Source organism: Paraburkholderia sp. 32, assembly GCF_050435345.1.
Taxonomy (GTDB): Bacteria; Pseudomonadota; Gammaproteobacteria; order Burkholderiales; family Burkholderiaceae; genus Paraburkholderia; species Paraburkholderia tuberum.
This window is the reverse complement of the sequence record NZ_JBNDKD010000002.1, coordinates 398,533-420,449: the sequence shown is the minus strand read 5'-3', so window position 1 is coordinate 420,449 and position 21,917 is coordinate 398,533. Positions and strand designations below refer to the sequence as shown.

At 57.3% G+C, this 21,917-nt stretch carries 21 protein-coding genes and 2 pseudogenes; 10 read left to right on the top strand and 13 right to left on the bottom strand.

The window, feature by feature from the left end:
• The first annotated feature begins 51 nt into the window (after window positions 1–51).
• From OKW26_RS17265 to OKW26_RS17245, 5 genes are all read left to right on the top strand, one after another.
• The gene (locus tag OKW26_RS17265) at window positions 52–633 is read left to right on the top strand and encodes a DUF302 domain-containing protein (protein ID WP_429354501.1); all 582 of its coding nucleotides are present in this window, start codon (window positions 52–54) and stop codon (window positions 631–633) included.
• Between the two features lie 124 nt (window positions 634–757).
• Window positions 758–1,684 carry a 2-dehydropantoate 2-reductase gene (locus OKW26_RS17260; RefSeq protein ID WP_429354500.1) on the top strand — a complete coding sequence of 309 codons (927 nt, stop codon included), beginning with the start codon at window positions 758–760 and terminating at the stop codon, window positions 1,682–1,684.
• 101 nt (window positions 1,685–1,785) lie between these two features.
• Complete coding sequence (locus OKW26_RS17255) at window positions 1,786–2,973, top strand: thiolase family protein (protein ID WP_429354499.1); 1,188 nt, start codon at window positions 1,786–1,788, stop codon at window positions 2,971–2,973.
• Window positions 2,974–4,036: 1,063 nt separating this feature from the next.
• Window positions 4,037–5,536 carry an MFS transporter gene (locus OKW26_RS17250; RefSeq protein WP_429354498.1) on the top strand — a complete coding sequence of 500 codons (1,500 nt, stop codon included), beginning with the start codon at window positions 4,037–4,039 and terminating at the stop codon, window positions 5,534–5,536.
• 78 nt (window positions 5,537–5,614) lie between these two features.
• The gene (locus tag OKW26_RS17245; RefSeq protein ID WP_429354497.1) at window positions 5,615–6,823 is read left to right on the top strand and encodes an alpha/beta fold hydrolase; all 1,209 of its coding nucleotides are present in this window, start codon (window positions 5,615–5,617) and stop codon (window positions 6,821–6,823) included.
• 275 nt (window positions 6,824–7,098) lie between these two features.
• On the opposite strand, the gene OKW26_RS17240 is transcribed toward OKW26_RS17245, so the two are convergent.
• The 5 genes from OKW26_RS17240 to OKW26_RS17220 all read right to left on the bottom strand — a co-directional run bounded on the left by OKW26_RS17240 (window position 7,099) and on the right by OKW26_RS17220 (window position 10,701).
• Complete coding sequence (locus OKW26_RS17240) at window positions 7,099–7,860, bottom strand: aminotransferase class I/II-fold pyridoxal phosphate-dependent enzyme (protein WP_429354496.1); 762 nt, start codon at window positions 7,858–7,860, stop codon at window positions 7,099–7,101.
• Between the two features lie 55 nt (window positions 7,861–7,915).
• Window positions 7,916–9,472: an IS66 family transposase gene (gene tnpC / locus OKW26_RS17235; RefSeq protein ID WP_429354495.1), complete on the bottom strand. Its 1,557-nt coding sequence runs from the start codon at window positions 9,470–9,472 to the stop codon at window positions 7,916–7,918.
• Window positions 9,473–9,502: 30 nt separating this feature from the next.
• A complete protein-coding gene (gene tnpB / locus OKW26_RS17230) occupies window positions 9,503–9,811 on the bottom strand; it encodes an IS66 family insertion sequence element accessory protein TnpB (RefSeq protein WP_429354494.1) in 309 nt (102 codons plus the stop codon).
• A gap of 32 nt (window positions 9,812–9,843) precedes the next feature.
• A complete protein-coding gene (tnpA, locus tag OKW26_RS17225) occupies window positions 9,844–10,272 on the bottom strand; it encodes an IS66-like element accessory protein TnpA (protein WP_429354493.1) in 429 nt (142 codons plus the stop codon).
• Between the two features lie 150 nt (window positions 10,273–10,422).
• A complete protein-coding gene (locus tag OKW26_RS17220) occupies window positions 10,423–10,701 on the bottom strand; it encodes an aminotransferase class I/II-fold pyridoxal phosphate-dependent enzyme (protein ID WP_429355242.1) in 279 nt (92 codons plus the stop codon).
• 665 nt (window positions 10,702–11,366) lie between these two features.
• On the opposite strand from OKW26_RS17220, the gene OKW26_RS17215 reads away from it, so the two are divergent.
• The gene (locus OKW26_RS17215; RefSeq protein WP_429354492.1) at window positions 11,367–11,738 is read left to right on the top strand and encodes a hypothetical protein; all 372 of its coding nucleotides are present in this window, start codon (window positions 11,367–11,369) and stop codon (window positions 11,736–11,738) included.
• A gap of 237 nt (window positions 11,739–11,975) precedes the next feature.
• Here OKW26_RS17215 and OKW26_RS17210 read toward each other — a convergent pair whose 3' ends face one another.
• The gene (locus OKW26_RS17210) at window positions 11,976–12,314 is read right to left on the bottom strand and encodes a tautomerase family protein (RefSeq protein WP_429354491.1); all 339 of its coding nucleotides are present in this window, start codon (window positions 12,312–12,314) and stop codon (window positions 11,976–11,978) included.
• A 124-nt stretch (window positions 12,315–12,438) separates the two neighbouring features.
• Here OKW26_RS17210 and OKW26_RS17205 point away from each other — a divergent pair, with 124 nt between their 5' ends.
• Window positions 12,439–12,657: an FCD domain-containing protein gene (locus tag OKW26_RS17205; RefSeq protein ID WP_429354490.1), complete on the top strand. Its 219-nt coding sequence runs from the start codon at window positions 12,439–12,441 to the stop codon at window positions 12,655–12,657.
• A gap of 455 nt (window positions 12,658–13,112) precedes the next feature.
• Here the strand turns inward: OKW26_RS17205 and OKW26_RS17200 are convergent, their stop codons facing one another.
• The 3 genes and pseudogenes from OKW26_RS17200 to OKW26_RS17190 form a co-directional block, all read right to left on the bottom strand.
• Window positions 13,113–14,213 (bottom strand): porin, encoded by a 1,101-nt coding sequence (locus tag OKW26_RS17200; RefSeq protein ID WP_429355241.1) that lies wholly within the window; start codon window positions 14,211–14,213, stop codon window positions 13,113–13,115.
• A gap of 246 nt (window positions 14,214–14,459) precedes the next feature.
• A pseudogene (locus OKW26_RS17195) lies at window positions 14,460–14,606 on the bottom strand (IS630-like element ISCARN39 family transposase); the annotation flags it as partial.
• A 75-nt stretch (window positions 14,607–14,681) separates the two neighbouring features.
• The gene (locus tag OKW26_RS17190) at window positions 14,682–15,209 is read right to left on the bottom strand and encodes a MarR family winged helix-turn-helix transcriptional regulator (protein ID WP_429354489.1); all 528 of its coding nucleotides are present in this window, start codon (window positions 15,207–15,209) and stop codon (window positions 14,682–14,684) included.
• A gap of 942 nt (window positions 15,210–16,151) precedes the next feature.
• On the opposite strand from OKW26_RS17190, the pseudogene OKW26_RS17185 reads away from it, so the two are divergent.
• Window positions 16,152–16,694, top strand: a pseudogene (locus tag OKW26_RS17185) (IS110 family transposase); the annotation flags it as partial.
• Window positions 16,695–16,888: 194 nt separating this feature from the next.
• Here OKW26_RS17185 and OKW26_RS17180 read toward each other — a convergent pair.
• From OKW26_RS17180 to OKW26_RS17165, 4 genes are all read right to left on the bottom strand, one after another.
• Window positions 16,889–17,749 (bottom strand): IS5 family transposase, encoded by an 861-nt coding sequence (locus OKW26_RS17180; RefSeq protein WP_429354488.1) that lies wholly within the window; start codon window positions 17,747–17,749, stop codon window positions 16,889–16,891.
• A 651-nt stretch (window positions 17,750–18,400) separates the two neighbouring features.
• Window positions 18,401–18,829: a nuclear transport factor 2 family protein gene (locus tag OKW26_RS17175; protein ID WP_429354487.1), complete on the bottom strand. Its 429-nt coding sequence runs from the start codon at window positions 18,827–18,829 to the stop codon at window positions 18,401–18,403.
• 105 nt (window positions 18,830–18,934) lie between these two features.
• On the bottom strand, window positions 18,935–19,414 hold the full coding sequence (locus OKW26_RS17170) for a MarR family winged helix-turn-helix transcriptional regulator (RefSeq protein ID WP_429354486.1): 480 nt from the start codon (window positions 19,412–19,414) through the stop codon (window positions 18,935–18,937).
• A gap of 70 nt (window positions 19,415–19,484) precedes the next feature.
• Window positions 19,485–20,273 carry an alpha/beta fold hydrolase gene (locus tag OKW26_RS17165; RefSeq protein ID WP_429354485.1) on the bottom strand — a complete coding sequence of 263 codons (789 nt, stop codon included), beginning with the start codon at window positions 20,271–20,273 and terminating at the stop codon, window positions 19,485–19,487.
• A 100-nt stretch (window positions 20,274–20,373) separates the two neighbouring features.
• Here OKW26_RS17165 and OKW26_RS17160 point away from each other — a divergent pair, with 100 nt between their 5' ends.
• Both OKW26_RS17160 and OKW26_RS17155 read left to right on the top strand, forming a co-directional pair.
• A complete protein-coding gene (locus tag OKW26_RS17160; protein ID WP_429354484.1) occupies window positions 20,374–21,273 on the top strand; it encodes an alpha/beta hydrolase in 900 nt (299 codons plus the stop codon).
• A 125-nt stretch (window positions 21,274–21,398) separates the two neighbouring features.
• Window positions 21,399–21,800, top strand: a complete 402-nt coding sequence (locus tag OKW26_RS17155; protein WP_429354483.1) for a tautomerase family protein — start codon at window positions 21,399–21,401, stop codon at window positions 21,798–21,800.
• Window positions 21,801–21,917: the final 117 nt, after the last annotated feature.

Sequence of the window (21,917 nt, the reverse complement as noted above, 5' to 3'; positions counted from 1 at the left end):
TGCGGACACAGAACTCGCATATTGAAATTGTCATCAACAAGGAGACACACCATGAAGTCAACCGCCCAAATCATGCGCGCACTGAGCACCCTTTGCCTTGCCGCGTCCCTCTACGTCAGTATTTCCGCGCACGCAGCAACCGTTGAAGTTTCCGAAACATCTATGGTTGTGCAGCACGTGACTGTCTCTTCGAGCAAGCCTTATCCTGCAGTGATCGCGGACATTGAGAGCAGTCTCTCCAAGCTCGATGATCGTTTCCGCCAGATGGCGAAGGAGAAGCGTACAGATGAACTTCAGGCCGAGCTGCAGAAGGCAGCGGGAAAATACGGCCTTATGATTCATTACACCGGCGCGTTTAGCAACTGGTTGGCCTTGAAAGGGGTTCAAAAGCAGGGAACGGAATACTTTACGGGCAATATTTTGACGGCCGTGGAGATGACAAATCAGAACATGGGCGCAGGTCTCTATGCACCGTTGCGCATCATGGTCTATGAAAACTCACAGCGCGGTACGACCATCGAGTACGACAAGCCGTCGACCCTGTTGAGTCAGTATCACAGCGCTGCAATCGACGTACAGGGCCGGTCACTCGACGAGCGCCTCGCGAAACTCTGCAACGCGGTGCTTCAGTAAAGGGGCGCTGAAGTAACTCTGCCTGCCGTTCGGAACTTGCAACGGCAGGTGTTTTTCCCGGCGAGCACGCCATTATCTGGCGGGAGCTTGCGCGAGCGACAGATGTCTTGACAATGGTGATTAAATGAAAATTCTAGTGCTGGGAGCAGGCGCGCTGGGTGGATATTACGGTGCCCGACTTTTACAGGCAGGGGTCGATGTGACCTTCCTCGTTAGGCCAAAGCGTCAGGATACCCTGCAGGCAAACGGGATTGTCGTAAAGAGTGCCTCCGGCGACATCCAGTCAAAGGTCAAGACGGTATTGGCCGAGGACGTAGACCCACTGTATGACATGGTGCTTCTCACCTGCAAGGCTTACGACCTCGATGCCGCTATTGCTTCGATTGCCCCCGCCATTGCAGACAACTCTGTCATCCTCCCCTTGCTTAACGGGCTTTCGACTTACGACGCTCTCGACCGCCGCTTCGGCCGTCACCGCGTGGTTGGTGGTATCGCCTATATCGCCACAAAACTGTTGCCGAACGGTGACATCGCACATCTGAGTCCGTTCGATAAGCTGATCGTCGGGCAGCGCGATCCAATTCAGGCTGATGCTGCCCGAAAAATTTTCGAACTGTTCTCTCGCACTGGAGGGGATCGAAACATTTCGGAGCGGATCGAAGCTCAGCTCTGGGAGAAATGGGTCATGATTTGTGCAGGCGCTGGAGCCACTTGTCTAATGCGCTCGACAATCGGCCAAATTATGCATACGACCAATGGTGAGCAACAGATTCGCGCATTGATTAACGAATGCCTGCAGGTAGCCCAGAAATCGGGATTTGGTCTTGATGATGCTGCTGTCCGCAGCATGGAAGGTTCTCTGCTTGATCCGAGTTCAAAGTGGGCGGCTTCGATGATGCGTGATATCGAGGCTGGCGCTCAACAGATCGAATCGGACGCCATCGTTGGCGACATGATCCAACGTGCAAGGCAGCACGCGATCGAAACGCCTTATCTTGACGTCGCTTATTCACACCTTCAGGCATACGGACTTCAGCGCGCTGCATCGTAACCCAGCGCGACGATGTTTTGTTCCAAAACCTCCAGCAGGATTGACGCACGCATGGGTGTGCGTCGCTGTCAGCAAACACGTGCAGCACACGGAGAAATGATATGTTCAAAGACACGGAAATTGTATTGACCGCACCGGTCCGTACCGCGATTGGCGCGTTCAACGGCTCTCTCAAGGGTGTCCCGGCCACCGACCTGGGCGCCTCCGTCGTAAAGGAGGTCCTTCGTAGAACGGGGTTGCCTGCTTCGAAGGTTGAATCTGCCGTCTTCGGCAACGTGATTCAGGCTGGTAATGGCATGAATCCGGCGCGCCAGGCATCAATCAAGGGCGGCCTTCCTGTGTCTTCCCCTGCCCTGACCGTGAATCGCGTATGTGGCTCCGGAGCACAGGCTATCGTAACAGCCGCCCAGGAGGTAGCACTTGGCGCGGCCGCGGCTGTCATTGCCGGCGGGATGGAAAACATGGACCGCGCGCCTTATCTCCTTCCGGAGGGTCGATGGGGCAGCCGCATGGGGCATGCGCACATTATCGATAGCATGCTGCACGATGGCCTGAACGATGCCTTCTCAAGCGAGCACTCCGGCTGGCACACGGAAGATCTAGTCAAGGAATACTATATCAGCCGGGAGGCGCAGGACCGTTGGGCAGAGCGCTCACAGAGCCGCTTCTCGAACGCCCAGGCAAAGGGAAAATTCAAGGAAGAAATCATCCCTCTTGAGATCTCTCTTGGCAAACGCCTTGTCGAGTTTTCCGTTGATGAGCAGCCGCGCCCTGACTCGACGTTCGAAACCCTGTCCAAATTGCGCCCAGCCTTCAGGCCGGACGGCACCATTACGGCAGGCAACGCGCCAGGCCTGAACTCGGGAGCATCTGGCATGCTCGTTTCCACCCGGGCTTTCGCCGATCAGAACAACCTTCGGCCCGTTGCGAAGCTGGTTGCGTTTGCAGTATCTGCGGTTGAGCCGGGCATCTTTGGTATCGCGCCTGCGCCCGCAGTCAAGCTGGTTCTTGAGCGCGCGGGATGGCGCCTGACCGATGTTGATCGGGTTGAAATTAATGAGGCTTTCGCCGCTGTCCCGCTAGCAGTCATGGAACAAATTGGGCTGCCGGACGAGATAGTCAACGTGGAGGGTGGCGCGATCGCGCACGGCCACGCGATCGGTGCAACGGGCGCTGTACTCACAACCCGCCTGCTTCACTCATTGGTGCGCGATGGCCTGAAGCGCGGCATCGTCACGCTGTGCATCGGCGGCGGGCAGGGTATTGCGCTTGCGGTCGAACTCCTTTGACCCCCTTCATGAGCGGCGAAGGGTCACTGACTCGTCAACCACACCAGCGTCAATGTGCGGCGTCGATCTAGGACATGGCAGCCGTAAAGGCCCCGTCCGGATTATTGCACGAGGCCTTCGACGATGTTGATATTTCGCTTCCTTCTGCCTCTTAGGGTTGAGGCTTCGTCGCGGCTCCGTGAGCGAGGCGCTCGATCTCGCCAAGAATCAAGTACTCGAAGAATGCGACCCCGCAGCAGCGTTCCCAGCGATGCACGCGCTCCGAGCGCTACTGCCGGTCGCACGGAAAGTCCACTACCTTGGTTCAGGTCGGACAATGATGAAGCGAGCGTGCACTGTCCTGGTACTACGTAGCCTCGCGCTCCGTGTCGCACCCTACCCGCTATTGTAAGTGGGAGACTGTGTCCCAAGAATCAGGGGGCCGCTTCATTCACTCCGCGACGATAAGGTCCCCACGTTGACATCACAAACTCGAGGATCGCGACCCGCCGCGCTATCGAAGCGCAATGATCAAGTTTCGTCCCTGGGCAACGCCGGGCACCGCGATTTAGACGTGCATGTCGTCGCACCGTTTTCGCCGACTCTCGTGGGTCAACGATGCGTTCATACGGATTAAATCGCATCTAGTGGCAGAAGGGATGCCGCCGACCGTGGATGACCAAGGTCAACCGCAAGACTCGTTCGCAGGCATCGTTAGGCGACGAGCCACATGGATCATGCGAGCCACCCAATTATCGAATCCGCCACGACTAGCAGCACGGAGAGCATCAGGAGATTTTCTTGACACTACGTGCATATGCGCCCAATATTTCACGACGCAACAACTTGGCGGTTGGCGAGGTTTGTCGACCATTGCATGTCGGTCCAGCTCAACAGCACTGGTATCGGACCGGAGACATCTCAAGTCGCACATTGGAGCACTCATATGAATGAAAGGTCACCTGCTTCGGACAGGTCCGAGACCGGCGAAGCCGCCCAGCATGATGCGGGTCGAACCGGGGCGAGGCGCTGGTTGTCGACCCAAAGTGCTCGTGTTCTGCTATGTACATCCGGCGTATCTTTTATGATCATGCTGGATTCCAACATTGTCGCAGTATCACTGCCGACGATAGCCAGAGACCTCGACGCTAGCTTCACCGACATCGAGTGGGTTGTCAGCGCCTACATTTTACCGTTCGCGGCGTTCCTGATGCCGGCGGGAGCCCTCGCTGACCGATTCGGGCGGCGTCGTATGTTGCTGGCCGGCATGTTTCTTTTTACGGCTGCATCTTTCCTTTGCGGCCTCGCGCCGAATGCAGTTGTCCTCAATGCCGCTCGAGGATTGCAAGGCGTCGGATCGGCAATCCAGCTCAGTGCTGCTCTGGCAGTGCTCGGTCATAGTTTCCGCGGTACCGAGAGGGCGCGAGCGTTCGCATTTTGGGGAACGCTAGTCGGAGTAGCCGTGGCAATCGGCCCTCTCGTTGGCGGCTTCATTACGTCTGCCTTCGGCTGGCGATGGGCGTTCCTAGTCAACGTTCCCGTCGGGATCGTACTAATGGCCATTGGAATCTCATCGGTCGACGAATCAAGCGACCCACGCGCGCAGAAGTTGGACGTGGCCGGAATGACGTTTTTTGGAGGCGGCCTGCTTTCTCTGGTCTGGGGCCTCATAACCGCCAATGTTGACGGCTGGGGCAGCAATTCGACACTCGTTAAGTTTTCCGTCGCAGCCGGACTGCTGCTTTGTTACGTGATAGCTGAACTGGTTCAAAAGCGTCCGATGGTTGACTTCTCTCTGTTCCGCAGGCGAACGTTCCTCGGCAGCAGCTTTGCCATGCTCGGATTCGCATCGGCAGCTCAGGTCATGATGACGTATCTGCCTTTATATCTGCAAAACAGCTTCGGCTTCAACCCGGCCTTGGCTGGGCTCAACATGCTGCCGTTCGCGCTTCCGCTGTTTTTTCTTCCCCGCGTCGGGGCGATTCTCGCTCACAGCATGTCAGGGCGAGCCATTCTCACAATCGGCCTTGGCATCGTCGCTGCCGGTAATCTCATCACTGCGCTGGTGGCACTTTCTGAGGCATCGTTGAAGTTACTGTGGGTTGGAATGCTGATCACTGGTTGCGGAGCAGGTCTGCTCAACGGTGAAACAACGAAGGTCTCTATGAGTGTGATTCCACCCGAACGCAGCGGAATGGCATCTGGAATCGGTGGTACGTTGCGCTTCGTCGGGCTTGTACTCGGTATCACATGCCTTGGCGCCATCTTGACAAGCGAGACAAGACGTCAGTTCATAATGGCGGCAACAAACAAGGGGTTGCCACCGCTCGATGGAAAGACGATCGAACTGGTAATCTCGCATATTGTGGCTGGAGACACGGTGGGAATTAGCGTCCCAGCTGTGAGAGACCAATTGATTTTTGTGGCGCGCAATAGCTTCAGGCTGGGATTTTCTTCTGTGCTGTTCGTTGCAGCCGCCGTTGCTGCGATCTCCGCAACACTCACATACTTACTTGTCGACGCTCGTGAAACCGCTCCGCAGTCTCGGTCCCGACAGAGCGAAACCATCTCGGTTGAAGGCTAGCGCAATCTATTACGGCAGTTGTTGTGTCCCGTCTTTGGGAACGCGGGACACACCGCCGGGCTTATCGAAGGAAACATGATGATTCAACTTCAAAACAACACGCATCACAGAAGTAAATACCCCATGTCTTTGAAAAGAGAGTTGGCCGGACGTTGGCTTACTGTCTGGAGCACCGCCATACTCCTCATAACCGCAAATGCTGCGTATGCTCAGACGCCTGCCGATAAGCCGGCGAGTAATCCGAATGCTGCGGCGGAGTCTTCCACTCCTACTCCGAATCCGCACGACGCTGAATTTTCCGATTATCGCTTTCGCGACAGCGAGTCCCTTGCTCGCCTCCGTCTGCATTACGTGACACTTGGCACGCCGCATCGGGACTCGCACGGTCAAATTGACAATGCCGTTCTCGTTCTGCACTGGACTGCAAGCAGTGGCGCATCGATGTTGTCGCCTGAGTTCATGCGCTCCCTCTATGCTCCCGGCCAACCATTAGACGCGAGCCGTTACTATCTAATCATTCCGGATAACATCGGTCATGGTCAATCTTCGAAACCAAGTGACGGGCTTAAGACAAAGTTTCCGCATTATGGCTACGGCGATATGGTTGATTTGCAGCACAAGCTCGTCACTGAGGTCCTGGGCGTCAAACAACTTCTTGCGATCGTGGGCGTTTCTATGGGTGGAATGAATGCCTGGCAGTGGGCCGAGACCTATCCGGATGATGTCAAGGCTGTGATGCCAATCGTCTCCCTGCCGGTCAAAGTGTCCGGCCGCAATCTGTTGTGGCGGCGAATTGTCATCGACGGGATCCGGAAAGATCCAGGCTGGGACAATGGAAAATACACCGCACCGATTTTCGCCTCAATCCAAGGTTGGCGTGTCAGCCGCATGATGATAGATGGCGTCCCGCACTTGCAGTCTTCGGTACCCGACACGCAGGCAGCAGAAGCATTCCTCCACGCAACGGATCAGCAAACAGCACGCTCTGACGCCAACGACCTTCTATATTCACTCGAATCGTCGCAAGACTACGATCCTCAGCCCAAACTCGAGAGCATCAAGGCAAGTCTGTTTGCCTTGAATTTTACTGATGATGAGTTCAACCCAGACGAACTACAGATCCTGCAAAGCAATATCCATCGTGTGCCCCACGGAACCTACTTTGTACAAAAGGGAGGAACGGACACATTTGGGCATCTGACCATGGCTCATCCCGCTCTTTGGGCAGAGCAGGTACGCAGGTTTATGAATAGGGTTCACGGCGACACCAGTACTGCTTCGAAGTGAGGCGCGTCGCCTAGGCCTTAGAAGATTTGTTGAGTTGAGGAGACGTGGCGGCTTGGCGGCGCCACGTAGCCTTAAGTTTGCTGCGGGAGCCTGCATGTAACGAACGCGGTACACGCGCATGACTAGATTTAGCGATGTTGCTCGGTCTGTTCTTGGGCTCAGAGCGACCGCTCCAGAGTGACGGCTTTCGCAAGAATCTGGCGGGGCATAGAATGCCCCAAGTGCATCTGTGCATCATCGCACGCAGTTCGACAGGCCGGTTGTCGCCGCCGCAGTCAGCCCGGCCTGGCTTGCGTCACATATCGTTGAATGCGCGTAACGGCCTCGGAAAGGCGGCCGATGTCAGCGCAAAGGCTAAACCGCAGGTAAGTGGGAAAATCTCCAAAGTCACTGCCCGGCGCGACCGAAACGCCGGCCTGTTCGATCAGCTCTTCACATAGCGTTTCGCACCGGTCGGTAAAACGAGACGCATCGGCGAAGACGTAAAACCCGCCTTCCGGCTGATACGGAACGCTAAACCCAGCACCGTCGAGTGCCGACAGAAGGAAGTCACGTCTTTGCTTGATCTCGAGCCGGCGTTGTTCGCATACGTCAAGAGTCTCGGGTCTAAAGCACGCGAGTGCGGCAACTTGAGACACATCTGGCGGCGAAAGATAAAGATGTTGTGCCAGCACAGTGATCGGTTCGACGAACGACGGAGGGACGACTATCCACCCGAGGAGCCAGCCCGTCATGGCAATGTACTTCGAAAAGCCATTGATTACGAACGCGTCGGCGTTGTGTTCGAGTGCGCTGTGATCCGGAATCATGTCGTGCAGCCCATGGTAGAGCTCGTCACTCACATAGCTGGCTTGTCGCGCCGACGCGAGGTTCATGAGATCAATCGCTCGTTTCCATGGAATCGTTGCCCCAGTCGGATTGGACGGAGACGTAGTTAGGAGACCACGGGTCTCTGTATCCCAGTGATCTTCGCACTGATCGACGGTTGGCCACGAGTCGCCTTGCTTTGTAGCAGGAACCGTCTTCAACGTAAGCACCTCGCGACGGCCGTCCGCAACGCGGCGCCCGCGTGAGGCATGATCGGGAATCGGGTTACGTGTCAGCAGACGCCGATGGGCCAGACTGCCGAGGCAGCTTCGTGGCCACGTTCCAGGGCAACAGTTCGTCGATGCGGTTAATGGGATGGTCAGCGATATGGGTCAGGACGTATTCGAGGTAGGCGCGCGGGTTGATCCCGTTGAGCTTGCATGTGCCGATCAGACCGTACATCGCGGCTGCCCGCTCGCCTCCGCTGTCGGAGCCGGCGAACAGGAAGTTCTTGCGGCCCAGACTCACACAGCGCAGCGCGTTTTCGGCCAGGGCGTTGCTGATCTCAGCACGACCCTCTTCGCAGTACAGCGCGAGCGCGTCCCACTGGTTGAGCGAGTAACGGATCGCTTTGGCCAGTTCGGATTTCTTCGACAGCGTTGCGAGCTTGTCCGTCATCCACGTCTTGATGGTCGCGAGCAGCGGCACGCTTTTCTCCTGCCGCAGGCACAGCCGTTCAGCAGCGGGTTTGCCACGGATGTCCGCCTCGATGCCGTAAAGTCCACCGATCAGTTCGAGCACCTCTCGGGTCGCCTCGGTAGGCGTTCGGGCATGCACGTCGTAGAGGTACCGTCTCGCGTGGTCCCAGCATGCAGCTTCACGGATCTTGCCGCTCTCGTACAGTTCGTTGAAGCCACTGTAGGCGTCGGCTTGCAGGATGCCCTCGAATCCAGCGAGATGGGTCTGGGGGTGGATGCCTTTGCGGTCGGGCGAGTAAGCAAACCACACCGCGGCCGGTTCGGTCGAGCCCGAACGGGTGTCATCGCGCACATACACCCACAGGCGCCCAGTCTTCGTCTTCTTCTTGCCCGGCTCAAGCACCGGGATCGGCGTGTCATCCGCGTGCAGCTTCGACGGTGCCATTGTGTAGCGGCGCAGCGCCTCGGTCAACGGCACGCAAAGGGCCTCACACTGGCCGACCCAGCGTCCCATGCTGGCCGGGTCGAGCTTCACGCCGTCGCGCGCGGCAATCTGCGACTGCCGGTACAACGGCGCGTGGTCAGCGTACTTCGAGACGAGGATGTCGGCCAGCAGGCTCGGATGGGCAATGCTGCGCGTGATCGGCAGGCCGGGCATGGACGGCTGCGAGAAGTGGTGGCCGCACGGACAGACCGTCTTGCGCCGGATCGTGCGAATCACCTTGAACATTGCCGCGACGCGGGCGAGCTGCTCGGACACGTCTTCTCCGAGCGGCTGCATGGCGCTGCCGCACTTCGGGCAGGTCGCGTCGGCGTCGAGTACGCGTTCTTCGCGTGGCAGATGCGGCGGCAGCGCTTCTTTCGGCGATGCGTCGCCCACAGGCGTGCTCGCGCTTGATTCGTGGGCGCGTCGCACATCAGCGACACCACGCTCACCGGTCAAGTCCTCGAGCGCGGTTTCGAGCCGCGCGACCTCCCGGTCCAACTGCTCGGACTTGCGGCCGAACTGCATGCGCTTGAGCTTGTCGATCTGCGCCTTGAGCTGCTCGATCTCCAGATCGCGCTCGGCAAGCTGGGCACGGGCCTCGACCAGCAAGGCCCGCAGAGTTTCAACATCGTCAGGAAGTTCGGCGCCGTTCGACATGCGGCGCAGTTTACGAGCCTTCCTCGCGGTTTACAACATCGACAGTGCAGCGGTGCGACGCGGCTGCCGCCAATCGATGCCTTCGAGCAACATCGACAGTTGCGCCGCCGTCAGATGGACCTTGCCGCCATCGGCGTGTGGCCAGACGAAGCGACCACGCTCAAGCCGCTTCGCAAGAAGCCAGAGCCCGTCTTCGGTCGCCCACATGACCTTCACGAGATCGCCGCGCCGGCCCCGGAAGATGAACACGTTGCCACCCAGCGGATTGTCCTCGAGCGCCGTCTGCACCTTTGTCGCCAGCCCCTGGAACCCGCAGCGCATGTCGGTGACGCCTGCCACCAGCCAGACGCGTGTACCCGTGGGTAGAGAGATCACGATCGCACGCTCCCCAGGACGACGCGTAGCGTGTCGGCGTCGACAACGCCGTTGACCTTGACTACCACGTCACCGAACCGAATCTCGATCGTCCCGGCTCGTGCAGTCCGGTTGCAGACGTCCCTTGCATCTGGGGGCATCGCCACGCGCTGCGGCGGCGTCTCATGAACCACCGCCACTGGAATCAGGCACGTCGTTTCCGCCTGCAATTGCTCGCGATAGCGACGCCGCCAGGTGAACAGCATGTTTGCATTGATGTCATTGTCCCGCGCCAGCTTCGCGACCGACGCACCAGGCTCACATGCCGCGGCCGCAAGCCGGCGTCGAAACTCGCGATCATAATTCGGGCGTCCCTTGCGGCTACCCGGCTTGGCTTCCGACTCTGTCACAGTGATGTCCATCAAATCGAAAATGATGGGCACCACTTTGATGTCGGTTCTCGCCGCCGTCTACGACGGTCGTCGTGAGGCGCTTACTCTTCAACTCGCCTCCTGCAAGTTTTGCGTAGACTTTATACGAGGGATAGCCGGGCTCAGTCGAGAGCAAGCTCTGTCCGTCCTCGATCAACGCTGCCATCACCATCGACGCCCTGCCGATGACCCCGTCGTGATGAGAACCTGGGAGGGATCGATCGATACGTCGTAGCGGGATCTGTAAAAGTTAGCGACTGCCTCCCGCAGCTCTGGACGGGCTGTCGCGCCCGTATATCGTCCGATACGCGCTTCACCCCTCCCCGTCAGCGCTGATTGGGCGGCAGCGATCACAGGGTCGGGGGTGCCGAAGTCGGGCTCACCTACATCAAGGCGGATAATGTCCTTACCTGACTTGACCAGCGCGCTGACCCGGCCAAGCATCGCGATGGTGCGGAAGGGGTCGACGCTTTGCACCCGCTTTGTTGCTCTCTGTTTTCTGGTTCATAAGTTATGCATAAATCTGGAAGAGGATCGGCGCGTGCATTCGACGTCCATGGACAACGGCAGGCTACCTGCTATTCGTTAGTTAATATCCTCGAGCGACACCCCGCGGCCAGCCGGACCCGCGTCGCGAAAAGCCCGCGCCGGTAAAGGCGTGGCAGACGTTCATGACGTTCGATTTATATGCGCCATCCTTGCCGGTATCTCGCAGAGTCTTCCCTCATCTTGGCAACCTCAAACGCTCCCAATAATACGACGAACCACCGCGGCGCAGATGTGATCTTCATCCTCGCCTTCCAGGATCGCTTGAACCAATTAGGTTGATATACACATAATAGATGGCAGACACTCTATGTGCAATCCCCAACATCGCCGTTGCACATGCGCTTTTGTGCAATCGGTGCACAGTTTGCGACAGCGCCGGAAGGAACCATGGGAAGCCCTACTCGTTCATCTCCAAACCTAGACGGTAATTGCAATTGCCTCGCCGCCCGGCAAGCCTCACACTACTTGACAGTAATCTACGACAAGGCCCTGAGCCCCATTGCATTGAACTGCGAATCACGCAATTCTCAATCTCAGGCAAGCTTGTTCGACTCGGACCGATGATGATGGGCCAGCTCGCTGCAGCGATGGCAATGGATCGCACCACACTTACACCGAACCTGAAGCCGCTCGAACGCGACGGTCTGGTTGAAATCGTGTCTAGCGAAGCTCGACGTGCGAAACAGACGATAATAAGTCCCGTTGACATTGTCCGATACGAAGAAGTACTACCGCTATGGAAAGGAGTACAGGAGCGTTTCGAGAGCGCTTACGGCAGCCCGTCAGCCGCGCGATTACGAGATTCACTCCGTAATGTTTTACAAGCCGGCTTCGAGCCGTGGGCGGACACGCCGAGCGACGTCGGCAGGCAGCGGCTGCACTACCCGACCGACGAGTGCACGACACTCCTCGGTGCTTTCGCCAGTATCTGAACGAAACCGGCGGAACGGCCGGACGACGAACGCGACGCCGAAAGTCGCCAGCGCGACAGCAGTCGCGGCGGCGGATCCCAGGGAGGGGAAGAAGACTTTGCTGAAGACGAGCGCGGCTGCGGTCCCCGAGACGGTGAAGTCGTAGAACTCGATCGCAGTTCCTACAGCACCGGCCGCGGCGACCGTCCCATCCGGGGACCCACATGCGTAGTAGTTGCCATGGCGTCTGCCCTTGGGTCAGGAGGTCTTGAGTGCTTGAAGGTGGGGCGGAAGTGCATCGGCAAATTGAGCCTTGCCGTTGCCGAGGGAGAAGTCCTCAGGCGCAACCTCCAGCAGACTGATGAAGACGTCCTGCGGCCGGACTTGGTGGCGCTCAGCCAGCAACTCGGTCATCCGCCGGTAGAGGTTGGTTTTCACCTCCCGCGTCCGGCCGGCCGCGAGTGTGATCTGCACGGCAATGAACCCCTCGGAGCGGTCGATTTCGTAGAAGGTCGGGTCGTAGATGAGGTCACCGGGCTCGTGCTGCGTGATGATCTGAAACCGATCCCCGGCTGGAATGCCGATCGTCTCGATCATGGACTGATGAACGGCGTCCCCGACGCCTCGGGCGAATGCAGAGGCGGTTCTGTTAAGCGAAATGCGAACAAGTGGCACGGCTGTCTCCTTAGGTTTATCGCGATAGAAAATCGACGATCGTTAGTTGTCAAACAATAGTCAAAAAAACATACTCTTTGTCCAGGGCGAGCGCTATCGCTGGATCAACGCTCGAATGTCCGAAGCGAGTCGTGACCTGCGCGGCGAGCATCAGGAGATTGCCGAAGCTGCGATCAGTCGGGACGTCGAACGAACTTGCGAACTGATGGAGCACCATCTCCGGCTTTCGGAGACGCTCACGCTCCGATCTCTGCCTGCCGAATGACCCTGCTCGACGTACGCGCCTTTCGCATCGCCCTCTCGGTGACCGTCGCTTGCGGGAATTTGTTGAGCCGCAGCATTAATGTTCAACTGGAATTCCGCAAGATCATTGACGAGTGAGCCCCCCAACGGCATCCATGAAGCCATCGGTCGCCCGGCAATTTTACTCGCTGTCGATATAGGCAATCCTCATCATATCGCTATCGTTCTCCCAAATCGCCTTACCGCGAAGAACCGGTTCTGCCCCAACGTGGTGCCCCCAGAGAATTCCGGCGAGAGTGCGGCAGCTTCTTCTGTTACGCGGGTGGGCTTCTTCGCTCCAACATTGCACAAATCGAATGTGAGGGCCAACCGATATCAACGTTGCACTGAGAATCGCGACCAAAATAAAACGAGCCCGAGGAACATCGCTGGATGACTCCGGCTTCGCGAGTGAGTATGCGAAGCCGGCAATCTAGGTCAGAAAAGATGCTGGATGCCAGCGTATGCGCCAGACTGACTGTGACCAGGCAGTGGATTGCCTGTGCTCGTGTCGGTGCCAAACGAGTTTGCGTTCAAGCCGAAATTAGCATGGTCACTGTTTCGAATAGTGGCGATTTGCAAGTCAAGCAGAGTGCGCTTGGATAAGTTGTACGTGCCACCGATCGTGTAGATTGTAGCGTTGCCGCCACTATTGTTCGCATTGACGTGATAGACAGCAGCAATGAGAGCTGCCGCTGGCGTCGCCTGCCAGGTCACGCCGCCCCACTCTTGCTGCGTCGTAGTGATCCCGCCAGACTTAAGTCCAGAGTTCGCGTGAGCCTGCTGGTAATTCAGTTGAACCTTGAATTGCCCGAGGAAGACGTTCACGCCAGCGAAATACTCACGCGAATAGTTAAAAACGTCGTCCAACGTGCCGTTCGCCGGGTCTCGCCATTCATCGTAGATCGCGCGGACCTGGAAGATGTGCTGTGTGTAGGTAATCTGAACGCCGTCTGCTCGACCCTGGGCAGTGCTGCCATTACCGTTCCAGTTTGTGGCGTTGGACAGGGCGTATTGTCCATACACATCAAAACCGTAGAACTTAGGCGACTGATACGAGATATTATTGCTCGAGTGATTCCAATTGCGACCCCGCACAAGAGAGGCGGAGGACCAATTGCTCTGGCCAAACGGATCAAAGTCCCAGAGCCCGTTCGAAATGAACAACTCCTTACCCAGCAACAACGTACCGAAGTTATCGTTGTCAACCCCGATAGTTGCCCACCGATCAAACAAGCCACCATTTGACGGCCCTTGCCCCGTCACAGTGTTAAATGCGCCTTCTAGGTGGAAGACTACGCGGTTACCGCCTCCGATATCTTCGACACCCTTAATACCCCAAAGGCTGGTTCCCCAGTTACCACTCTCTACCCTAAACTGATGTCCAGATCCTGTAGCGGTTCCGTTCGCCGGACCCGTGGGCGCCCCTGACAAGAACTCTAGACCTGCGTCGATACGGCCATATAGTGTCACACTGCTCTGCGCCTGCGCAGCGATGCCAAAGCATGACAGCGATGCAATAACAACGCCTTTTAACATATTCATCTAAGTCTCCTCCGGGTTGGTTGGACCCCGAACAATCATATTCCCCGAAACGCTCCCCTAATAAACGTATCGTGCGCGAATTGTTACGGCGGCCCATTCGACGCCGCCCAAGTGTTTCCGGCGGAAATTTAAATACATCGGACGCCTATATATTGAGATCAAGTCGGAACCGGGAGCGCCAGTTCACAATTTTCACTACCCGCGTCAATCGCCCTTCGCGCTGCGTTTTTTTAAGCGAGCGTCATCAAGCACGCCCTTCCGCGTGTACACCGTTTGTCGGGCTACCCCGACGGCCAACGCCACCTCCGCTGGCCGCTTGCCTGCGAGCAGCATCCGACCCGCTCGCAAGCGCTTCTTCCTTGCATCATCTAACGGCTTCTTCGCCACGGCACGCATCTCCAATCATTCCACCGGAGATATAACGCACCAGAATCGAATCGGTTGTGTTCTTTATTGTAAATCTCAATAGAAGGCCGCCGCCTCTGTGTTGTGACGAGGAGGGTCGAATGCCTCCGACTCATGGCTGTCCATACTGCGGAAACTCGCGGAAACTCTAGCCAGCGACCGAAGACGACGCAATTGGGAGGTAGAAATCGCGAGCGCCGCCTCGTTGCTTGCATTTAGCCAGAGAGGAATAGCGTCAAACAAGACCGATGTCCCGAATGGCGTGAGTTTGAGCCTGCGGCCGCGCTTTTTACCATCGCCGGATACGCCTGTAACCAATGCTCTGCGAGCAAGAATACTGAGTTGCGCTGACACGACTGCTGTCTCGGCCTGCATCTCACGAGCTAGTTCCTTTGAGGTGGGTGCCTCGTTACGGTAAAGCAAACTAAGTAGGCAGAACTGTGCTGCGCTGATATCCAGTGGGCGGAGCGCGCCGTTGAGCATCGATGCTAGCTCCCTCATGCCTCTTTGTGCCATAAGATGATCGAGGCTCGACCGCCGGGCGACAGAGAGGAGCCTTGCGCGTTCTACATCAAGATTCTTCATTTGCAGACTCCCATGCCCTTACAAGTCTGATATACGGAGGCCGGACCGCCGGTTCGTCCAAGGCGGCCAGCCACCAGTTTGCCTTTTCGCTATTAAAGCGAGGGACGTGGCAAGAATTCCACAAACATTCCTTCAAACCCCTAACCTTGCAATCGATTGATTCTGGGTGCTGGAGCGTACCTCCAAGGGCGAAGATCGGTAAGATGCAACGTCTCTCCTGGACCACGTTCAAGGAACTCTAAGATCGTCGAAAGTAGTGCCAGGCAGGCATTAGGGCACGCGCGCTCAGTCGCTCGCTGTTGCGGTAGCATCTGACCTGGACATCCCGGCTGGATTGATCCGCACTTCGTGTGCGAGGTGTTCAACGGATTCACCCATAAATTGTGTGTTTGATTGGCTCATAATATTGCCAAATTTTGATTCAAGGCTCGCTTGAAATTCGTGGCGGCGATCTCATGGTGTCGACGGATAGGAGTGGAGGCACAACCTTCATTGAATCTACGGTAGACCGGCCTTCCTCTGCGTGAGGTGAGTCCATGCTCGTGACGCGCTTTTCGCCGGATAGCTTGTCGAAGAGTGTTGGGCCGCCTACCAAGCTGCCTACGAAGACAATTAGGATCCCAAGTGCCGTCATGATTGTTTCCGGTTATAACCTTTATTCGTGATTCGATGAAGCACTGGCGTACGGCGACGTCCGATGTCCGTACCGACGACGGCTGACGGCCCCCTGCGAGAAGACACATCGATTTCCTAAATCTAGTGGATTCGAGATCGAAGAAAAAGCTTTCGAAACTGAATAGATAACTCGAAAATACCGAACAATGACGCTAGAGAATGAAAGGGACTTCCCCGTCCCGAGGCTGCGGCGGAAGCCGCGAGTCGGCATCAATGTGCCAAGATGAAGTTGCGAACGTTCATCGACACCAGCGAGAGGGGAAGTCCATGGCTATTGTCACTATCGGAATCGATCTTGCCAAGAATGTATTTGCCGTTCACGGTGTGGACGAGACAGGTAAGGCGATGCTGATCAAGCCGCGTGTTCCGCGCGATCAGCTGGCGACGTTGATCGCACAGTTGCCTGCGTGCCTCATTGGCATGGAAGCGTGCTCCGGCGCTCATCACTGGGCCCGCATGTTCCAGCAGTACAACCATACAGTCAAACTCATGGCGCCCAACCTTGTCGCGCCTTATCGCATGTCGGGCAAGCGCGGCAAGAACGACGCGGCGGATGCTGCTGCGATCTGCGAAGCGGTGACGCGCCCGAGCATGCGTTTCGTGCCGCTGAAGGACGAACATCAGCAGGCAACGCTTTGCCTGCATCGGACACGACAAGGTTTCGTCGAAGAGAGGACCGCGACGTATAACCGGTTGCGAGGTCTGCTCTCGGAATTCGGCGTGGTGCTGCCACAGAGCCCGGAGAAGTTGCGCAGGTACATCACGGAACATTTGGACACATTGCCTGGCTGGGCGAAGCGCACAACTGGTTGCTAGTTTCGTGACTGTGCGGCTCGCAGGACGCCGGCGACATTCACGAACCTGCTAAGCAGGATGGATAGTTGTGAAAAATGACGTCTAGCGGGTTGATCAACAGGACAATATCTTCAGGAATGCAAATATAAATGGCGTAATTGTTCATGGCGCGCTGCGCCATTGATGAACTGCGTGCCCTGGGATGAAGCTTAGCAGTAGTGGCGCAGGTTGATCATCGTATAGGCGAGCGTTTTGAGCGCGTAGTGGACCTCACTGATGCGCTCGAAGCGCAGCAGCAGACGGCGAAATTTGTCCTCCCAGGCGAAGACGCGCTCAATGGTTCTGAAGCGCTCCTCGAAGATGGCCTGCTCGAAACGCTGCTTGCGACCGCGGTTTGTATTTTTGCGCCCACGAGGGTTTTCCGGGATGTTGGGAATCATGCCGCGATTGAAAATCGCCTTGCGGTTGGCCCGGCAGTCGTAGACGCCGTCCAGGCTGACGATCGCGCCTTGCAGGTCCATGCCGATGGCGCGCGCTATCTGGCTGAGCCGGGGCAGCGCGTCACGCAGCAGGGGCGATTCGTTGCGGTTGCCGGCTGCGGTGATGAACGGCGCGATGACGTTGCAGTGACGATCGCACAAGGCCACCACCTTGTCGCCTTTGAGATGTTTGTGGCCGCTGTAGCCGAGGTTATCGCCGCCTTTCTTCGCGGCCGTCGTCGTGCCATCGCCGTGAATGACCGTCAGATCAAGCAGCTTGTCATTATCGAGCCTGCTCACCGAGCCCGCAAAGATGGCATCCATGCAACCATCGGCCAGCCAGCGGCGCATCGCGCGGTAGATACGTGTGTAGTGGATTTCCGGGCGACCTTTGGCATTCCTTTCGATCGGCAACATCTTCCATTGACAGCCCATGTACAGCACTTGCAGGATGTAGTTGAAGATCTTGTGCAAGGCCAGCGTCGGGGGCGGTCCGCGCCGGCCCCGGCTCAGATGCGGCAAGACAAACTGCTCGAACTGCTCCAGGCTCAATTTCGTTGGAATCACTTGCCAGCATGGGTTCCCGGTCATTCGCTGTGTCCAGAAATCTGGACTCTAATCGATCTGGCTCCGCCCATCAGAAATCCAGCCCGGACGCGGCTCGCAGACAAATTCGATAACCTCGAAAACTAACAACCAGTTGTGGACCACGCATCGTCGCGCGCGACTCCTATCCGGAACTGACTAACGAAGTGTCCAAATCGTTTCAGTTGTTTGCGTCATCAGTCGAGCAGTTCGCACTGGAAAACGGTTGGGAAAAGCGCTCTCTGGCGCTTGTCACGCATGCTGCCTGGGAGCGTCGAGCACGGACTCGCGACGCTGATTCTCTCGGACCGTGCGCCAAACTCCTACAGACCGGTTCCGATCGACCGCATGGTCCAGTTTTCTATCGGCATGTTTCTCAGCGCGGTCGCGGCGGGTGCTTCGCATCTCGAAGGGATACTCAAGCAGCTTCCCGAGTCGAACAAATCCGTCAAGGCATGACTGAGGTCCGGTTCGGCGAACCATGTTCGACGACCTCTGCCCAAATTGGCCTCTCGACAATGACGATCCAAGCCTCTCCCCGTTGCGCCTACGATAAGCTTGCGCTCGGGACTCGAAGAGTGCCCGAACGCTTCCACCGACTGTTATCCAGCAAACATCCGTCGTCCGTGGCCTGGAATTCAGTGCCCGCATGCGTCTTCAGCTCAGGACAAGCTTCGGGTAGCGACGCGGTTCACGGCCTTCAAGTACATCCCGCCCCCGCGCGGTATCCGCGTAAATGCGGCCATAGGTAATTTTCCCGTCGCTCACCTTGAAGAGGAAAAGGTGTTCGTTTTCCATAGAGAAACCAGTTTTCGTCTTCGCGCGAGCAACCACGGGCACGAAGATATAGCCATCAGATTCAACGACCACCCTCGCGTCGTAATTGAAGTATTCATATTCCTTGTACACGTGTGCCCAGAAGGCCAGAAACTCCTCTTTGCCCGTGTATGTCCCCCCATACGGCAGCGAATCTGAAAACTCGAATACGACATCATCGGCTAACGCAGCGACGAGACCGGATCTATCGTTGCTCCCGAATCCGGTGAATGCCTTCCTGCAGGCATCAACAAGGTGTTGCTGACTCATTCTCATCTCCATTACATAGGTTGATATGCGCATATTTATCAAAAAAACAGGCGATCCGACATGTCTACCGATAGCTGACTCGCCCACTTCCTACCTCAGTCCGGACTATGCCTGAGCGTCGACCGTATTGTCCGCCCACGGATCAAACCCACTGTCCAGCACCGCCCGCAAGGCATCTCGAAGGCGCGCGGCAAGCGACTCGCCGTACGCACCTTCGAACCTCGACTGAACCTCGCTCCATAGCGGAAGGGCTTTTTTGTATCTGGTGAGCCCCGCCTTCGTCACCACCGCCTGCTTCGCGCGCCTGTCCTTGCCAGGAACGATATCAATTAAACCGTCCCGCTCCAGTGGCTTCAGGTTCGACGTCAATGTCGTCCGATCCATGGCCATTTTGCCGGCCAGATCTCCCATGGTGAGCGGGCCGCCCTTTACGAGCTTGTGAAGAATCGAAAATTGCGTGATCCGAAGCTCGACAGGACTCAAGGCCTGGTCATACACCGCGGTGAGATAGCGCGAAGCCTGTCTCGCGGCCAGGCAATTGCACCGGCCGTCGATGTTGGGAAGTGTCTCTTCGTTCCTCGCCATTTGCGTATTCTCGATTTTTACTGATATCCGAAATATACGCGCATACGCGCGCGTTGCAACTGAACGTGACCTAGGAGGCCTGCTGCAAGACCGGCGATACACGTTCCGAGAGAAAGCCGCCTATTGCAGCCGCGCTATCGCCTGGTTGTTCGAGATGCGGCCAATGCCCAGATCGCCAGATTCGCTCCAGTCTGGCGGTAGGAAAGCGGGCGCGAGCCATCTCCTCAACTGCATCAAAGGGCACGACCGGATCCTCGTGGGCCCCGACAATGAGCGTCGGGCCGGCGTAGGAACAAGGGGCATCGCCCAAAGGGTCGCCGCCGCTGAAAGCGTCAAAGTATCCCTCTACCGCATCAACTCCCATCAACACGTCTTCGTGAACCAGACGGTCGATTTCACGCTCCGGGAGATTGCGGGAAAACTGGCTTCGAATCTCACGTTGGGCGGCCGGATCACCACCAGAGGTGCGCAAGAACGACGCAGCTTCGGGAGGCAGTTGACTCCCGGCCAGCGGGACCGGTGTCAGGAGCACCAGCGCAGCGACGCGCTGACGCAACTTCATCGCGACCAACTCGGCGATCTGAGCGCCCATACTATGTCCGACAAGCACCACCCGTGCCATCTGATGCCCGTCAATCAGGTGCAGAACGTCGGCTACCGCCTGCGCCAACGTGTACGGACCACCTGCTGCGCGCAAAGCGCCTGCTCCACGCAGATCAAGCGTGTAGTGCACATGTTGTTCTGAACCAAGATGCTCGATGAGCGGCGACCAAACCGCACGATTGTCGAGAAAGCCGTGTATGAACACGATAGATAGCGGGGCACCGCTGTATCCGCCTGGTGATACGACTGCCGACATGTCATCCTCCTTGCAGTGCGAACCTGGACCTTGCCAAGCCTCGCGACAGGTCCTATTATGCGCATATCAACGTATTTTTACGCTAATGGTAAACGCTACGATGAGCAAACGCACGAACATCCAATTCAAGACCCCGTACGGTCCGACATTGCGAGGCTGGCTGTACCTGCCGGAAGAAGACGCAGTGCGCCGCCCGGCGATCTCGATGTCGCACGGGTTCGCAGCAGTCAAGGAACACGGACTTGCACGGTTTGCCGAGGCTTTCGCTGATGCCGGATTTGTTGTGATGGTGCACGACCACCGCAATTTTGGCGCAAGCGACGGTCTTCCGCGTCAGGACATTGACCCGTGGGTGCAAATCAATGACTGGCGTTGCGCCATCTCCTGGCTGGAGACCCTCCCCGAAGTCGATGCCGACCGCATTGGCCTGTGGGGCAGCAGTTACAGCGGGGGACACGCTCTCGTCCTGGGTGCTACCGATCGACGACTGAAGTGCGTCGTATCGCAGGTGCCGACAATCAGCGGATATGAACAAGGCCGGCGCCGGGTTTCGCCGGACGCCATGCCGGCCTTTGACCGACTGATGATGGACGATTTGCGCGCGCAGCATCGCGGCGAATCGCCCCGGATGCAGGCCGTCGTCAGCGCGAATCCGTCCGAACTCGCGGCCTACCGGGCGCAGGACTCGGTGGACTTTTACATGCAACCGCTTCCAGACGGTGCATGGAGCAATGCCGTCACGCTGCGCTCGACATTCGCCGCCCGCATGTATGAGCCCGGTATATGGGTCGAGCGTATTTCGCCGACACCGCTACTCATGGTTATCGCGACGCACGATGGCCTCACGATGACTGATCTTGAGTTGCAAGCCTACGAGCGTGCGCTGCAACCCAAGCGCCTGAAACTGGTTCCCGGCGGCCACTTCGATCCTTACGGGGCGAGTTTTGGCGAAGCCAGTTCAGCGGCAACCGAGTGGTTTCTTGAACACCTTGGTCATTGAATCCCGTTCCAGACGTCTGTCGACCTCATTACAGCCACTCTACCGACATCCGAACGGTTATTAACGCTTCCATCAGTCGTATTCCTGGCCGTGCCCGGGATACACGTCAACTCCTCGGAGAAATCATGCCTGTTTTTCACGCCCACATTCCCGCCGGTCGATTTTCAAAAGAACAGAAGAAAGCAATCGGCAATTCTCTTAACCAGTCGCTTGTCGACGGACTCGGTATTCCGCCCGGCGACCGCTTCATCATGATTAGCGAGCACGACGAGAATGAGTTGTTCATCAACCCGACCTTCATGGAGATGGATCGGACCGCCAACGCAATGATTATCACCGTCCTTATCGGAGCACACCGCCCGCTCGAGGACAAGCAGAAGCTACTGGCGACAATCACCCGACTGCTTCACGAAAACGTCGGAATTTCCCCAGACGATGTATTTATCGCATTGGTTCCGGTACCGATTGAAAATTTCTCTTTCGGTCGGGGCGTAGCCCAACTGGCGGAAAGTTCGCCGCGCTGGTGATAGTCGATACGCGCAAGGACCCTGAACCGTCCTGCAACCCAGCACCATGGACGTCCGTTATTTGAACCTGTCCTGACATTTGCCAGGCAATTGTCCATGGCGCATGGCAGCTATTCA